At 73.1% G+C, this 13,978-nt stretch carries 12 protein-coding genes and 1 pseudogene; 7 read left to right on the top strand and 6 right to left on the bottom strand.

From position 1 onward, the window contains the following. Positions 1 to 19: 19 nt before the first annotated feature. Positions 20 to 778, bottom strand: a complete 759-nt coding sequence (locus tag EMA17_RS15850; RefSeq protein WP_307721541.1) for an enoyl-CoA hydratase/isomerase family protein — start codon at positions 776 to 778, stop codon at positions 20 to 22. A gap of 489 nt (positions 779 to 1,267) precedes the next feature. On the opposite strand from EMA17_RS15850, the gene EMA17_RS15845 reads away from it, so the two are divergent. Further along, on the top strand, positions 1,268 to 2,176 hold the full coding sequence (locus tag EMA17_RS15845; protein WP_126637665.1) for a D-hexose-6-phosphate mutarotase: 909 nt from the start codon (positions 1,268 to 1,270) through the stop codon (positions 2,174 to 2,176). 119 nt (positions 2,177 to 2,295) lie between these two features. On the opposite strand, the gene EMA17_RS15840 is transcribed toward EMA17_RS15845, so the two are convergent. Together EMA17_RS15840 and bioB are read right to left on the bottom strand one after the other, a co-directional pair. Then, positions 2,296 to 3,597 carry an adenosylmethionine--8-amino-7-oxononanoate transaminase gene (locus tag EMA17_RS15840; protein ID WP_281290503.1) on the bottom strand — a complete coding sequence of 434 codons (1,302 nt, stop codon included), beginning with the start codon at positions 3,595 to 3,597 and terminating at the stop codon, positions 2,296 to 2,298. Between the two features lie 47 nt (positions 3,598 to 3,644). Next, a complete protein-coding gene (gene bioB, locus EMA17_RS15835) occupies positions 3,645 to 4,706 on the bottom strand; it encodes a biotin synthase BioB (protein ID WP_126637664.1) in 1,062 nt (353 codons plus the stop codon). A 246-nt stretch (positions 4,707 to 4,952) separates the two neighbouring features. Here bioB and EMA17_RS52930 point away from each other — a divergent pair, with 246 nt between their 5' ends. The 3 genes from EMA17_RS52930 (at position 4,953) to EMA17_RS15820 (ending at position 6,686) form a co-directional block, all read left to right on the top strand. Then, a complete protein-coding gene (locus tag EMA17_RS52930) occupies positions 4,953 to 5,372 on the top strand; it encodes an SSI family serine proteinase inhibitor (RefSeq protein WP_246126694.1) in 420 nt (139 codons plus the stop codon). A 70-nt stretch (positions 5,373 to 5,442) separates the two neighbouring features. Further along, positions 5,443 to 6,213 (top strand): hypothetical protein, encoded by a 771-nt coding sequence (locus EMA17_RS15825; RefSeq protein WP_126637662.1) that lies wholly within the window; start codon positions 5,443 to 5,445, stop codon positions 6,211 to 6,213. 20 nt (positions 6,214 to 6,233) lie between these two features. Further along, positions 6,234 to 6,686: an iron chaperone gene (locus tag EMA17_RS15820; RefSeq protein ID WP_126637661.1), complete on the top strand. Its 453-nt coding sequence runs from the start codon at positions 6,234 to 6,236 to the stop codon at positions 6,684 to 6,686. 151 nt (positions 6,687 to 6,837) lie between these two features. Here the strand turns inward: EMA17_RS15820 and EMA17_RS15815 are convergent, their stop codons facing one another. Together EMA17_RS15815 and EMA17_RS53130 are read right to left on the bottom strand one after the other, a co-directional pair. Next, positions 6,838 to 8,523 carry a purple acid phosphatase family protein gene (locus EMA17_RS15815; protein ID WP_126637660.1) on the bottom strand — a complete coding sequence of 562 codons (1,686 nt, stop codon included), beginning with the start codon at positions 8,521 to 8,523 and terminating at the stop codon, positions 6,838 to 6,840. Beyond that, a complete protein-coding gene (locus tag EMA17_RS53130; RefSeq protein WP_176605551.1) occupies positions 8,520 to 10,658 on the bottom strand; it encodes a hypothetical protein in 2,139 nt (712 codons plus the stop codon). Before EMA17_RS53130 ends, EMA17_RS15815 begins: the two co-directional genes overlap by 4 nt. A 322-nt stretch (positions 10,659 to 10,980) precedes the next feature. Here EMA17_RS53130 and EMA17_RS15805 point away from each other — a divergent pair, with 322 nt between their 5' ends. Then, entirely contained in the window at positions 10,981 to 12,039 is a 1,059-nt protein-coding gene (locus EMA17_RS15805) for an NAD(P)-dependent oxidoreductase (protein WP_126637659.1), read from the top strand. A 456-nt stretch (positions 12,040 to 12,495) separates the two neighbouring features. Here the strand turns inward: EMA17_RS15805 and EMA17_RS55365 are convergent. Beyond that, positions 12,496 to 12,624: pseudogene (locus EMA17_RS55365) on the bottom strand (TetR family transcriptional regulator); the annotation flags it as partial. A gap of 155 nt (positions 12,625 to 12,779) precedes the next feature. Here EMA17_RS55365 and EMA17_RS15795 point away from each other — a divergent pair. Together EMA17_RS15795 and EMA17_RS51760 are read left to right on the top strand one after the other, a co-directional pair. Continuing rightward, on the top strand, positions 12,780 to 13,637 hold the full coding sequence (locus EMA17_RS15795; RefSeq protein WP_126637658.1) for an alpha/beta fold hydrolase: 858 nt from the start codon (positions 12,780 to 12,782) through the stop codon (positions 13,635 to 13,637). Positions 13,638 to 13,709: 72 nt separating this feature from the next. After that, positions 13,710 to 13,874: a hypothetical protein gene (locus tag EMA17_RS51760; RefSeq protein ID WP_160161421.1), complete on the top strand. Its 165-nt coding sequence runs from the start codon at positions 13,710 to 13,712 to the stop codon at positions 13,872 to 13,874. Positions 13,875 to 13,978 lie beyond the last annotated feature (104 nt).

Here is a 13,978-nt window from a genome sequence, read left to right as displayed (position 1 = left end):
GGCCTCCGACGGCAGCGGATCAGCGGGCCGTCCCGGCGCCCAGGAACGCGGACAGGAAGTGCCCGTCGAGCAGGGACAGATCCCCGTACCGGTCGCTTCGGCTGTACGCGTTCATCAGCGTCTTCGTCGCGTGCAGCGCCGCGACCGGGCGGCGCACCACGGGCTTGACCCAGCGGCTCACCGCGTCGTCGAGGTCGACGGCCGGGACCACCCGATGCAGGATCGACAACCGGTGCGCGGTGGGCGCGTCGAACATGTCCGCGGTCAACACGAGTTCGCGGATCCGGGCGGCGCCGACCTCGCCGATCAACCGGGCCATCGCACCACCCCACGCGGTCGGCACCCCGAGGGCCAGCTCCGGCATGCGGAAGCGGGTCTCGATGTCGCCCACCCGCAGGTCGCAGAAGATCGCCAGGGCCAACCCGGCGCCGACCACTTGACCGTGCACCCGGGCGATGGTGACCGGGTCGGCGGCGGCCAGCCCCTCGCACACCGCCCGCGCCTTCTCGCCGAGCCGGCGCACGGCCGGACCCCCGGGATCGTCGGCCGCCAGCCGCAACATCTCGCCACGATCACCGCCCGCGCAGAACGAATCGCCCTCACCGGACAACACCACGACGCGAACGTCGGAGCGCGAGCGCAACTCGGCCAGCACCGCGAGGAGATCGTCCAGCATCTGCTCGTCCAGCGCGTTGCCCGCCTCCGGCCGGGCCAACCGCACCCGCAACACCGCCCCGTCGAGGCTGGTGCGCACCGTCTTCAGATCCAGCGAGTCCACGAACGTGACCCCTTCCGGTGGTGGGAAAAACGCCGCCGCGCCGGCGGAAGCCCCGTCGATCATCAGATCGTCGCATTGATGATCACGACTTGAGGAGCCGAATCCACGCCATTCGAACACCCCTCCGAGGCGGCCGCGCCACACCCCGCCGGCCCCGGTGCCGCACACCGGCTCGGAGGTGTCCGTGAGCGGCCGTATACGCTGCGTGGCCTACCTCGTCGCCGCCCCACACCCGCGCGGACAGCCGGGCCGAGAGGTCGGCGCACCCCGCCGCCGACGATCCCCACGACCTCGGAAACCACCGAATACGCGCCCGCGTGCCGGCCGAAACCACCCGGTACCCGGCCCGATCACGGCCGGGTCGATCCGGGCCGGCGCAGGGCGCGTCGCGCGTCGTCGCGGGTGTACCGGAGGACGGCGAGTGGGGTTGTGGCATTGTGGCGGGTTGTGCGGGCGACGGCCGTCCCGCCGAGTGTGAGGGGTCCCGACGTGCCCGAAGACGTATTCGCCCTTCCCGTCGACCGGCGGTTGGGCGCGCACACCACGCTGCGTCGGGTCGGCGCGCTGCCGGTGGTCGTGGTGACCCATCCGCGTGTGCGCGCCGCGGTCACCCTCCAGGGCGCCCAGTTGCTGCACTGGCAACCGGCGGGCGAGGAGCCGGTGTTGTGGCTGAGCGAGACCACGGCGTTCGAGGAGGGGCGAGCGGTGCGGGGCGGAGTGCCGATCTGCTGGCCGTGGTTCGGCGCGGCGGGTCGACCGACTCACGGCTTCGCGCGCATCCTGCCGTGGGAACTGCTCGACGTCGACGAGAGCGGGGTCGGGGACGAGGCCGTTTCCGGCGACGAGGCGGTGCGGTTGACGCTGGTGTTGCGGGCGAGCGAGGAGACGCGGGCGTACTGGCCGCACGAGTTCGAGGTCTTCGCCCGGTTCGTGCTGGGGCGCGAGTGCCGGATCGAACTGGAGGCCGGGGGCGACTTCGAGAGCACCGCCGCCCTGCACACCTATCTGCGGGTCGGTGACCTGGACGAGGTGCGGGTCACCGGTCTGGGCGGGCCGTACGTCGACAAGGTCCTCGACACGCCCGTGCACGCCGCCCCGGCCGCGGAGGGGGTCGCCTTCCGGGGGCGGACCGATCGGGTGTACACCCACCCCGGCGACGTGAGCCCGGTCGAGGATCCCGCCGGCAAGCGGGTCGTCGAGGTGCGCCACGAGGGGCACACCGATGTGGTCGTGTGGAACCCGGGCGCCGACCTCGCGCGCTCGATGGCGGACGTACCCGACGACGGCTACCGGGAGTTCGTCTGCGTGGAGACCGCCCACGTCTCGCGGCCGCTGGTGAGCACGCCGGGGGCACCCGCCCGCCTGGCCGCGACGCTCCGAACCGTGCCCGCCGCGTAGGCGGACCCGGCCGGGCTGCGGGCGGTACGGCGACGCGGTCGGGCAGGAGGGACGAAAGCCCGTGTCGGCCGGTACGCGTGGCGCGGGCCGCACCGCGCCGAGGCCGCCTCCGCGCGATGTCAGGTCGCGGCCGCGGCCGCTCGGGCCGCGGTGGTGATCGTGGCCAGGTCCTCGTCGGTGGTGATGTACGGCGGCATCGTGTAGATCAGGTTGCGGAACGGGCGCAGCCAGACGCCGTGTTCCGTGGCCGCCCCGGTGGCGGTCGGCAGGTCGATCTCGTGGTCGAGTTCGACCACGCCGATCGCGCCGAGGACACGAACGTCGCGAACACCGGGAATGGTTCGGGCCGGGGCCAGGCCGGCGGTGAGGGCGGCCTCGATCCGGGCGATGTTCGTCCGCCGGTCCTGGTCGAGCAGCAGGTCCAGCGAGGCGTTCGCGACCGCCGCGGCCAGGGGGTTGGCCATGAAGGTGGGACCGTGGGCGAGTACGGGCGATTCGCCGGCGCCGATCCCGGCCGCCACCTCCTCCGTGCACAACGTGGCGGCCATGCTCAGGTATCCGCCGGTCAGGGCCTTGCCGAGGCACATGACATCGGGGCCGACCCCCGCGTGATCGGCGGCGAACAGTTCGCCGGTGCGGCCGAAGCCGGTGGCGATCTCGTCGAACACGAGCAACACGTCGTGGGTGGTGCACAGTTCGCGCAGCACCCGCAGGTAGCGCGGGGAGTGGAAGCGCATCCCGCCGGCGTTCTGCACGATCGGCTCGACGATCACGGCCGCCACCTCGTCCCGGTGTCGGGTCAGCAGCGCGTCCAGGTGGTCGACATAGGCGGGGTCGAAGTCGCGCGGCGGGGCGTCGGCGAAGACCTGTTCGGCCAGGGCGCCCTGCCACATGTGGTGCATCCCGCCCTCGGGGTCGCACACCGACATCGGATGCCACGTGTCGCCGTGGTAGCCGCCGCGCCAGGTCAGCAGGCGCCGTTTGCCGCCGCGGCCCCGGCCCCGCCAGTACTGGAGGCACATCTTCATCGCGACCTCCACCGAGATGGAGCCGGAGTCGGCGAGGAAGACGTGCCGCAGCGGTTCCGGGGTGATCTCCACCAGGGTGTGCGCGAGGCGGATCGCCGGCTCGTGGGTGAGGCCACCGAACATCACGTGGCTCATCCGCCCCACCTGGTCGTGGATCGCCGCGTCCAGTACGGGATGGCGATAGCCGTGCACCGCCGCCCACCACGAGGACATGCCGTCGATCAACTCCTCGACGTCCCCGATCGGTTCGGCCAGGCGCAGCCGTACTCCCTCGGCCGACTCGATCAGGAGCGGCCGCATCGTGCCCGGCATCGCGGCGTACGGGTGCCAGACGTGTTCCCGGTCCAGGTCGAGCAGTTCGCCGGGTGTACGGCCCCGGCGGCCGGTACGCACTCGACCCGGTCGCCCGTCGAGCGGCGCCGGGAGGCGCCTCCCGGCGGTCACGTGTTGGCCGGCAGGTCGCTGCCCGCGCCCCGCCGCCGGATCGCGACCAGGTCGTGCCGGGCGTCGGGCAGGGTCCGTTCGTCGACGCCCTCGATCACGAAACCCGCGTCGGTGATCATCTGCCGGTCGTCCGTGCCCGGTTGGCCCTCGCTGGTCAGATAGTCGCCCAGGAACATCGAGTTGGCCAGGTGCAGCGCGAGCGGCTGGAGGCTGCGCAGGTGGATCTCCCGGCCGCCCGCGAGGCGGACCTCGACGTCGGGGAAGCAGAACCGGAACAGCGCCAGGATGCGCAGGCAACGCTCCGGCGTCAGCTCCCAGTTGTCCGCGAGCGGGGTGCCCTCGAACGGGATGAGGAAGTTGACGGGCACCGAGTCCGGGTCCGACTCGCGCAGTGCGAAGGCGAGATCGACGATGTCCTCGTCCGACTCGCCCATCCCGAAGATCGCCCCGGAACACGGCGACAAACCCGCCGCGCCGGCGCGACGGAGGGTGTCGGTACGGTCGGTGAAGGTGTGCGTCGAGCAGATGTCGGCGTAGCGCGCCTCGCTCGTGTTGAGGTTGTGGCTGTACGCGTGCGCCCCGGCGGCGGCCAGTCGCTCGGCCTGACCGTCGGAGAGCAACCCGAGGCAGACACAGATCTCCGCCTCGGGGCTGCCCTCCTTGACCGCGGCGATCGTGTCCTCGATCCGGGTGATGTCGCGAGCGCCCGGACCGCGTCCGCTCGCCACCAGGCAGATCCGCTTGGCACCGGCCCGTACGGCCTGATCGGCGGTCCGCGCGGCCTCCTCGGGCGAGATCCACGAATACTTCAGGATCTCCGCCGACGACCCGAGCCGCTGCGAGCAATAGGAGCAATCCTCCGGGCACAGCCCGCTCTTCATATTGATGATCGTATTCAGCTTCACCCGCCGACCGAAGAAGTGCCGCCGCACCCGCCCGGCCGCCGCGACGATGTCCAGCGTCTCCTCCGCCCCCGTCAACACGGCCAACGCCTCGTCGCGGGAGGGCGTTTCGCGCCGCAGCGCCTTGCCTACGAGCCCATCGAGCAATGTCGTCATGCCTCGCAGTCTCACCGGGTGTGATCACCCGCAACAATGAAGCGACCCCACAACATCGACCCCCCGAACTCTGTCCCCACCCGCCCCGCCACACCCCACCCGACCTGGAAACATGAATCGATCGGGGCGGGGGCGACACGTAACCCGCGCGGGGGTGCGGGCGTTAGGGGTGGTGGGGCCCGGCGCGCGCGGGTGCGTGGGGCGTCCTCGTCCGGTACGCATGCGCGCACGCATCGGGAGTGTTCGGTGTCGCTTCGTCGTCTCGTCGTGTCCGCCCTGGTCCTTGTCGCGGGGCCGTACCCGGCTCCCGCCGCCTTCGCCGCGTCGGACGACTCCGGGATGGGGGATCGGTTGACCGTCACCGTGACGGACGCCCCCGGCGGGGCGGGGGTGTACCCGCTGGAGTGCCACCCCGCCGGTGGTGGTCACCCCGCGCCCCGGCAGGCGTGCGAGCGGCTGGACTCGATGACGACGCGGGGCGGGGACCCGTTCGCGCCCGTGCCGCGGGGCGCGATGTGCACGATGATCGACGGCGGGCCCGCCACCGCGCGCATCATCGGCGTGTGGGCGGGCCGTCCGGTGGATGCCGTGTTCGACCGGACCGACGGTTGCGAGATCGCCCGGTGGGACGGCCTCGTCCCGGTCCTGCCGAGGGTGGGCGGCTGAACCGCACACCGCTTCGCCCCGGTCGGCGGCTCCCGGCCGGGCGGCTCCGCACGGTCGCTACGCTGCGCTCATGCCGCCGGAACGACGCATCCCGCCCTCGATCGACGACGAGGTGTGCGGATATTGCCCCTCCCGCCTGTTCGCCCCGGGAGCGTTCGACGTGGCGCCGCGCCCGGACCGGGCCTGGCCGTGGATCCGGGGCGAGGGACGCCGGGTGGACGCGCGCACCGGGGTCGGCGTGTGCGTGCACCCGCACAAGGTCCGCCTTCCCGTGGGCCGTTGGGGCAGCGAGGGGCGCCTTCCGGACCTGTCCGGGTGGGACCTGGCGGCGGAGGCGGAGGCGGCCGAAGCCGACCGGGCGGGCGGCGCACCCGACGGCGCGGCCCTCGAGGTGACGCCGACCCCGCGCCGGTCGGCCCCGCGCCGGGCCGCGCCGGCCGAGCCCACCTCGGCCGAGCCCGCGCCGGTCGAACCCGCGCCGCCTCGGGAGCGTCGTCGCTGGTGGCAACGTGCCCTGCCCCGGCCGGCGGGCCGCTCCGGGCGTCGGTCCCCGTGCGGCCCGTACGCGCCGTCGGCGGCCGGCCCGAGCCTGCCGGACGTACCGCGGGACGCCGGGCGCCTGGCGGAATGGATGTGCGAGGTCGTGTCCGGCGCCACGCCCGACACCCTGGCCGACGTACTCGACGCGGCCGAACGCGCGGCGGCCGGCGTGCACGAGCCGACCGTGGTCGTGGCGGCGCTGCGCCGCGCGATGGGGTCGGCGACGAGCGATTCGCGCGTCACCGTTGACCCCGTATCGGGGAGCCGGGATAAGGTCCCGTCCAAGATCACGAAATCATGATCAACACGGGGAGATCTGTCATGGGCGACACCGAAAACGGCAGGCACGAGGGCTTCTCGGCCGAGGAACGCGCCGCGATGAAGGACCACGCCAAGGAGCTGAAGGCGGCGTCGCGGCGGGCCACGCGCGCCGAGAAGGCGGCCGAGGCGGAGCGGGACCTGCTCGCGAAGATCGCCGAGATGCAGGACGCCGACCGCGTCCTGGCCGAGCGCGTGCACGCCGTCGTCACCGCCAACGCGCCGACCCTGGAGTCGAAGCTCTGGTACGGCATGCCGTCCTACGCGATCGACGGCAAGGTCGTCTGCTTCTTCCAGAGCGCGGAGAAGTTCAAGGCCCGCTACGCGACGCTCGGGTTCAGCGACCTGGCCAAGCTCGACGACGGCCCGATGTGGGCGGCCGGTTTCGCCCTGACCGAGGTGACCCCCGAGGTCGAGGCGCGGATCGCGGAACTCGTCAGGCGGGCGGTGGGCTGAGCCCGGGCCCGGTGGCCGCACCGGGCCCGACTCCCGCGCGTGCGTCGGCGGCCGTCCCGCGTGCGACCGGAGGCACGGGGGCGACCCCCGACGGGCGTCCGGCGAACGAGGCCGACCGCCGACGCAGCGCGCGGGACGCCCGCCCCCGCGCTCAGCCCCCGGTCCCGCGCCCGCCCGTACCCGCGATCGGGATCGGCGTACCCGCCTCCCGGACCAGCGTGACCGTGTCGATCTGCGCGCCCGTGGCGCTGAGCGTGCGGATCGTCATCGTGGTCTCCCGCCCGGCGGCGGCCGGTCGCACGTCGACGGCGATGAAGGCGTTGCCGCGAAACCGCACCCGCGACCACTCGACGGTCTCGTCGAGCCTGCCGGCCTTCGTGTGGTAACCGCCCTTGACCGCGTCGGTGACGTCGGCCGGGCCGCCCGCGTACGTCTCCGGCGCGGAGAACTCGTAGCCGCTCTTCCCGCCGCTGCCCACGGTCAGGTAGGTGGTGCCGTCCGTGGCCGGCCGAATGCGGTCGCCGATGTCGGCCCGCCGGGTGCGTACGCCGCCGCGCATCGGATCGGCCCGCTCGTAGACGTGGTTGTGCCCGTTGATCACGAGGTCGACCTGGTAGCGGTCGAACAGCGGGATCCACTCCTCCCGGATCGCGCCGTCCGAGACGTGGTCGGTCGCCGTGCAGTAGGCGCAGTGGTGGAAGAAGGCCACCACGAAGTCGATCCCCGGCGTACGCCGCACCTGGGCCAGATGGCCGGCCAGCCACGCCGTCTGCGCGCCGGAGGTGTAGCCGCGGTTGTGCGGGATCTCGTGCGAGACGTCGTTGGCGTCGAGGCTGACCACCGCCACGTTGCCGTAGCGGAAGCCGTACGTGGCATGGGAGTTGCGCGGCCCGTTGCCCGGCAGGTGCCAGCGGGCCAGGTGGCCGCCGTAGCCGTCCGGCGAGTACAGCGCCTCCATGTCGTGGTTGCCCATCGCCACCATCCACGGCACCGACGCGGCGACGGGGTCGATCATCCGCAGGTATTCGTCCCACATCTCGGGTTGGAGCTTGTCCGCGCCTTCGGCGCTGTGGTGACTGGACGGCAGCCCCGTGCCCGAGGCGGCGTAGGCGATGTCGCCCGCGAGCAGGTGGAACGCCGGGTTCTGACGGAGCATCAGGGTCTGGTTGGCGGCGCCGCCGAACTCCACGCCCTCGTCGCCGAACGCGGTGAAGGTGAAGGGTTCCGGCACGCCGTCGACCGCCGGCGCGGTGCGGAACGAGCCGACGGTGGCGGCGACGGACGCGGCGTCCAGCCCCTCGTGGCCGAGCGCGTAGTAGTAGCGCGTGCCCGGGTCGAGACCGTCCAGGGCGGCGTGCAGGTGGTACTGGTCGTAGTCGAAGTAGGCCGAGGCGGGGTTGTCGGCGTATTCGATCAGGTGCGAGTGCAGGTGCCGGATCTCGGCGGGCACCACCTGGTCCAACTGCTTCGGGGACGTGCCCAGGCGCAGGTACGGCCGGCGCACCGGCTGCGGCACCTGCCAGCTCATCGCCGCCTGGCCGCGCGGATCGGCGCCGAACGCGAGATGCCGGGCGGCGGGCTTGAGCGCGTTCCCGTCGACGTAATCCGTGCCCGAGAGCAGCGACGGCGCGCGGCGCGGGCCGGCCGACGAGGAGGCACCGAAGAGCGGAACGGCCGCGCCGCCGAGGCCGATCGCGGTGAGTACGCCGCGACGGGAGACGGTGCGGCGGCGGGCGCGCAGGTACTCGTGCTGCTCGGCGATGCTCATCGTCGCGGCCAGCCGATCGGGCACGCCGGAACGGGGCAGGTGGGGGTTGCGGTCGGGGGCGGGGGTCATCGGGCGCTCCTGGAACGTGCGGCGAACAGCAGGACGAGGCCGGCGCCGAGCGCGGCGGTGCCGAGGAGGACGGGGAGGACGATGTCGGCGCCGGTACGGGAGAGGCTGCCGCCGGCGCCGGTCGCGGTCTCGGGGACGGTGTGGGAACCACCGGAACCGCCGGAACCGCCGCTGTTCGCGCCCGGGGTGGTGCCGCCGGACCCGGTGGGCGTCGAGGTGTCGGTCGGCCCACCAGAGGGCTCACCGGTCGGCGGCGCACTCGTGGGCGGCGCCGTCGTGGGCGGCCCGCTCGTCGGCGGCGTCGTAGTGGGCGGCGCGCTCGTGGGCGGCGCGCTCGTGGGCGGCGCGCTCGTGGGCGGCGTCGTGGTCGGCGGCCCGCTCGTCGGCGGCGTCGTGGGCCGCTCGTGCCCCAGTGCCCAGCACCCGCCGACCGGCCTGAGCGCGACCTGCTTCGCGCTCTCCCCACCGCGGTGGTCGGCGCCCAGCGCCACCAGGCTCCACCCGTTCGGTACGACCGCCGCGACCTGCCCGGGCCGGGTGCCCACCACGTGCGCGGCCGGCCCCGCCGGCCACGGCTGCCCCCAGATCGGCCCGGCTCCGGTGGCCACCTCGTGCCGCACGCCGCTCTCGTCGGCGAACGTGAACACCGCCGAGGCGATCACCGGTGCCCGTACCCCGCCGTCACCCAGCGCCGCCGTGAACACGGCCCGGTCCGCCGGGACTCGCCACTGCGCCGCCGTCACGCAGGACTCGGGCAGGTCGCCCGCCTTGACCGCCGGCCCCGCCCAGGAGGCGTGTCGGACCGGCCCCTCCTCGGTGGGACTCGGCGGCGCACCCGTCGCGGTGGTGGTGGGACCGGAGCTGCCGCCGCCCGGCAGCGGGAAGCTCCCGGCGCCGCCCTCCCCGTGGTCGCCGACCACGAGCACCCCCTTGACGGGCGTCGCCCCCGCCGGCACGGCGAAGGTGAGCGAGGTACCGTCGGCGGCCACCCGCAGCGCGTCACCGGTGATCCGCTCGGGCGAACCGTCCACGTACACGCCGATCCCGCCCGCGTCCAGGCCGCTCCCGGTCACCGTGACCGTGTCCCCCGGCCCGGCTCCCGGCGGGCCGAACCCGCCCACCGTGGTCGTCGGCACCGCCGGGCGCCGGAACACCGCGGCCGGGTCGCCCGCGGTCACCTCGGCGATCCGGGTGTCCACGTACCGCTCGTTGCCGTCGATGCGCAGTTGCAGCGTGTCCCGCGCGTCGATGCCGACCCGCCACCGCATGTCGATGGTGACGCCCAGTCCGGCCCGCGCGGAGTCGGCCGTGGTGGAGGCGAGATCGGCGACCATCACGGTCCAGGTGGCGTCCAGGAAGCCGGTGCCGTCGCCGAGCATGGCCCGGTACATCGCCGGATCGCCCTTGTACAGGCTCTTCATCGCCAGGCCGTCGTCGTCCGTACGGAAGTGCAGCGTACGGCTGAGCAGCCCGCCGGGAATCCGCCCACCGGGCAGTTCCACCCGCTCCTCACGCGCCGACCCGGGGAAGAACGTGAGGCCGGTGACCTCGGTCACCGCTCGCGGAGCGTCGACGGGACCGGCGTCGGCCGCGGCGCTCGGAGCCCCCACCTCCGAGTGCACCTTGTCGATGCGCACCAGCGACGTCACGCCGACCACCTGGTCGAGTTCGCGGAACTGGTTGAGCGGGTGGTCGAATCCGTTCACGTCCGACGTGGCCCTCAGGCTCTGCGCGGTGCGCGAGACGTTCAGCGCCGCCGAGGTGATGGCGGCCGTACGCTTGCCCAACGGCGTACCGGCGGGCACCGATCGATCCGCCGAGGCGGTACCGTCCGCGCCGGCCGCGGGCACGGTCAACCAGTCGGCCGCCCGCGAACGGGTGTCGCCGAAACTCTCGTCGGGCCCGGAGGCCAGTTCGGCATAGCTGCCGGACCGGGTGACCAACCCCGGGGTCATGGCGCGTTGTTCGCCGGTCAGGTAGTCGGCCCGCGCACCGCGCGCCGGAGGCGACTCCGCGGCCGAGGACATCATCGGAAAGAGCAGAACCAGCAGACCCAGCACGATCAGAGCGACCGCGACCCGTCGCAGCCGCAAGGCGCCGATCATGAACAGGGGACGACTACGCGTTGTACCCATGTGGAGGTGATGACCCGTCACTCACCCCGACACCGGCGGCCACCCGCGGTGAGACCATGGGGAGCGTGCATGGGATCGGGAAGCCGAAAGGACCGAAGTCGACGCCTTCCGACCACGGCACGTCGACAACGATCGTGAGTATGCAGGGCGACCCGGTCACAAACCCGACGAAACCAAAACCTTCGACGGGAATTACCCCACGGTTTCGACGACATGACTCCGGGATTCACCAACCTCCCCGAGTCTTCGCCCTCCACCGCCCACACCACTACGCGGTGTAGCAACGGCCGGCGGTAGGGTCCCACCCGGGAAGGGTGATCACGTGGAGCCATCGCGAATCCTGGTGTTGGACGCCGCTCCCGGCGAGCTGCTCGCACGGGAACTGGAACGCCTGCTCGACCACGGCCTGAGTGTCACGCTGAACCTGCGGCGGGTGGCCGACCCGGCGGGGACGCGAGCCGCCTGGGCCGGGCGGATGCGGTTCACCGATTTCGACGCCTTCGACGAGTCGGCGCTGATCGCCGAGACCGTCCGGGACGGGATCGGCCATCACGCGATCAAGTCCCGCGCGGGCGTGCCGCTGCGCGCCGCGTTCCTCGCGGCGGCGACCGACGCGGCCCTGACCCACCGTCTGCGGGTGATCGGCCGCGCCGGCGCCGGGACCGACCACGTCGACCTCGCCGCCGCCGCCCGCCACGGCGTCACCGTCACCCACACCCCGGGCTCCAACGCGAACGCCGTCGCCGAATTCGCCCTGGCCCAACTGTTGGCCCTGACCCGAAACCTCCCGGACCACAACAGCGCCGCGCATCAGGGCCGCTGGAGCACACCATCCGCCCCCGCGGTGGAACTGTCGGACCTGACCCTGGGAATCATCGGCCTGGGCCGCATCGGCCGGGCCCTCGCGGCACGAGCGACCGCGCTGGGCATGCGCGTCCAGTCCCACACCCGACGCCCGGCCGAATCCCCCGTAGCGACCACCGATTCCCTGCACGCCCTGTTGGCGACCAGCGACGTGGTCTCCGTGCACCTCCCGCTCACCCACCGGACCCGGGGACTGATCGGCCGCACCGAACTCGCGTCCATGCGACCGGGATCGATCCTCCTCAACACCGCCAGAGGGGGCATCGTCGACGAGCAGGCCCTCGCCGACGCGCTCACCACCCCGACACACCCCCTCGCGGCGGCGGCCGTCGACACCTTCGAACACGAACACGCCCGCTTCGCCTCACCCCTCTCCGGCCTCCCCAACGCCCTGCTCACCCCCCACATCGCCGGCATGACCGGGTCCGCCATGACCACGGCGGCGCTCCGATGCGCGGACCACATCGCCGCCCTGCTCGGCGGCCGCCCCGACGCCGTCCCCGTGGCCCTCCCTTGAACCCGTGACCGTTCGCCCGGGCCCTCGGCCGGACAGGGTCGTCCGCAGGACCTCGATCCACCAGTCGAGGGTGTGCTCCCGCGCGCTCGCGTCGAGGCCGACGCTGCGCCGGAAGTCGTCGCCGAACAGCGGCTCCATCGCGACGGCCTGGTGCAGGCCGGCCATCGTCAGCCGGATCGCGTCGCGGGTCGGCGGCGTTCGGCCGTCGGCCGCGCAGTGCTCCCGTGCCTGGGCGTACAGGCGGTCCACCACCTCGTCGAGCAGTCCGGCGCCGGTGTCCCGCCGGCCGGAGCGGTGCAGCGCGAGCGCCAGTTCGGCGTAGCCGTCGGCGTACAGCGCGGCCAGCGCGCGCACCAGCTCGGCGGGGTCGGTCGGGCCGTCGCTCCACGCGTCCAGCACGGCGCGCAACTCGGCCTTGAGCCTGGCCCCGCCGAAGCGCAGCAGCGAGTCCAGGAGTCGATCGCGCGTGCCGAAGTGGTGGTTGACGGCGGCATCCGTCATCCCGATCTCGGCGGCGACCGCGCGCACCTGCACGGCGGCCGGCCCGCCCTCGGTCAGCAGCCTGCTCGCCGCCTCCAGAATCATCCGCCGGGCGTCATCGGGGTTGCGTCGCACTCGGGTGGCCATGGCCGCAGCCTACCTTGACCCATCAAGGTAATCCGCCTACCTTGAGTGCTCAAGGTAGGCGGGAAGTCAGGAAGAACGGAGACACCGTGCCCGGACGAGCCACGATTTCGGCGATGACCGGGTTGGCGACGGCCCTGGGCGTGCCGATCGACGATCCGACGCCGCCCCGCGAGTTCCACCACTCCCGTGCGGGCTGCCGGCTGCACGGATTCGACTGGGGCGGCGTCGGAGCCCCCGTGGTCCTGCTGCACGGCGGCGGATTGACCGCCCGCACCTGGGATTTCGTCTGCCTCGGCCTGCGCGGCGCCGTCCGGCCGATCGCACCGGATCTGCGTGGTCACGGCGACAGCGGCTGGTCCGACGACTACCGCATCGACACCATGGCGGCCGACGTCGTCGCCGCGGCCGACCATCTCGGCCTCGATCGATTCGCGCTGGTCGGCATGTCACTCGGCGGCGTGGTCGCGGCCCACGTCGCCGCTGCGCGGCCCGATCGGGTGGAACGCCTGGCGCTCGTCGACGTCGCGCCGGGCGTGAACTTCGAGGGCACCCGGCGGGCGAGGGCGTTCGTGGCCGGACTGGGCCCCGTACCGGAACTGGACACGGTGGTCGAAGCCGCGATGCGGGTCAATCCGCGCGCCGACCGCCCGAGTGTCGCCTACCGCGTGAGCACACTGTTCCGCCGTGCGCCCGACGGCAATTGGGTACCGAAGGGTGATCCGCGTCCGCCGGACTTCGCCGGCATTCTCGCCGCCATGGATCGAATGGCCGCACTGCTGACCGGAGTTCCGGTCCTGCTCGTACGCGGCGGTCGCAGCGGGGTGCTCCCGCGAAGCACCGCCGAACACCTGGTCGAGCGCATCCCGGACGGACGACTGGCGGTCGTCCCGAACGCCGGACACAACGTCCAGGAGGACAACCCGGCCGCGTTGGTCGGCGTACTGCGCGGCTTCCTGACCCACCACTCGTAACGTCGGCTCTAGGATGAACGTGTCGTCCATGAGCGCGCCGAGGGTGCTGCTCGACGGAGGTGGCCAAGGGCCGTGAAGCACGTCGCGATGGGGTTCCTGATCGCCCTGGCCGTGTTCGTGCTCCTCGCCGGACTCACCTGGCTTCTGGTGTCCGCCCAGGACAAGGACCGGGAAAAGTGCCACGCGGGGACCAACGAGAAGGGTGTGCGCACGGAGTGCATCGTCGTGGTCAGGTAGCGACGCGCCTGCGCCCCGCCTCGTCGCCCCGGCCGTGAACGCGGTACACCGGGCCACCGCCGGCCCCCGCCCGAGAACGACCGGCCCGAGGCCCCGCCCGGCCC

It is taken from the genome of Embleya hyalina (genome assembly GCF_003967355.1).
In the GTDB taxonomy this organism is placed as follows: domain Bacteria; phylum Actinomycetota; class Actinomycetes; order Streptomycetales; family Streptomycetaceae; genus Embleya; species Embleya hyalina.
This window is presented reverse-complemented; position numbering and strand designations above follow the sequence as displayed.

Excerpts from the sequence above, each read along its gene's own strand:
- bioB (WP_126637664.1), bottom strand. The coding sequence starts at position 4,706 with ATGACGACATTGCTCGATGGGCTCGTAGGCAAGGCGCTGCGGCGCGAA.
- EMA17_RS15825 (WP_126637662.1), top strand. The coding sequence starts at position 5,443 with ATGCCGCCGGAACGACGCATCCCGCCCTCGATCGACGACGAGGTGTGC.
- EMA17_RS15820 (WP_126637661.1), top strand. The coding sequence starts at position 6,234 with ATGGGCGACACCGAAAACGGCAGGCACGAGGGCTTCTCGGCCGAGGAA.
- EMA17_RS15815 (WP_126637660.1), bottom strand. The coding sequence starts at position 8,523 with ATGACCCCCGCCCCCGACCGCAACCCCCACCTGCCCCGTTCCGGCGTG.
- EMA17_RS53130 (WP_176605551.1), bottom strand. The coding sequence starts at position 10,658 with ATGGGTACAACGCGTAGTCGTCCCCTGTTCATGATCGGCGCCTTGCGG.
- EMA17_RS15795 (WP_126637658.1), top strand. The coding sequence starts at position 12,780 with ATGACCGGGTTGGCGACGGCCCTGGGCGTGCCGATCGACGATCCGACG.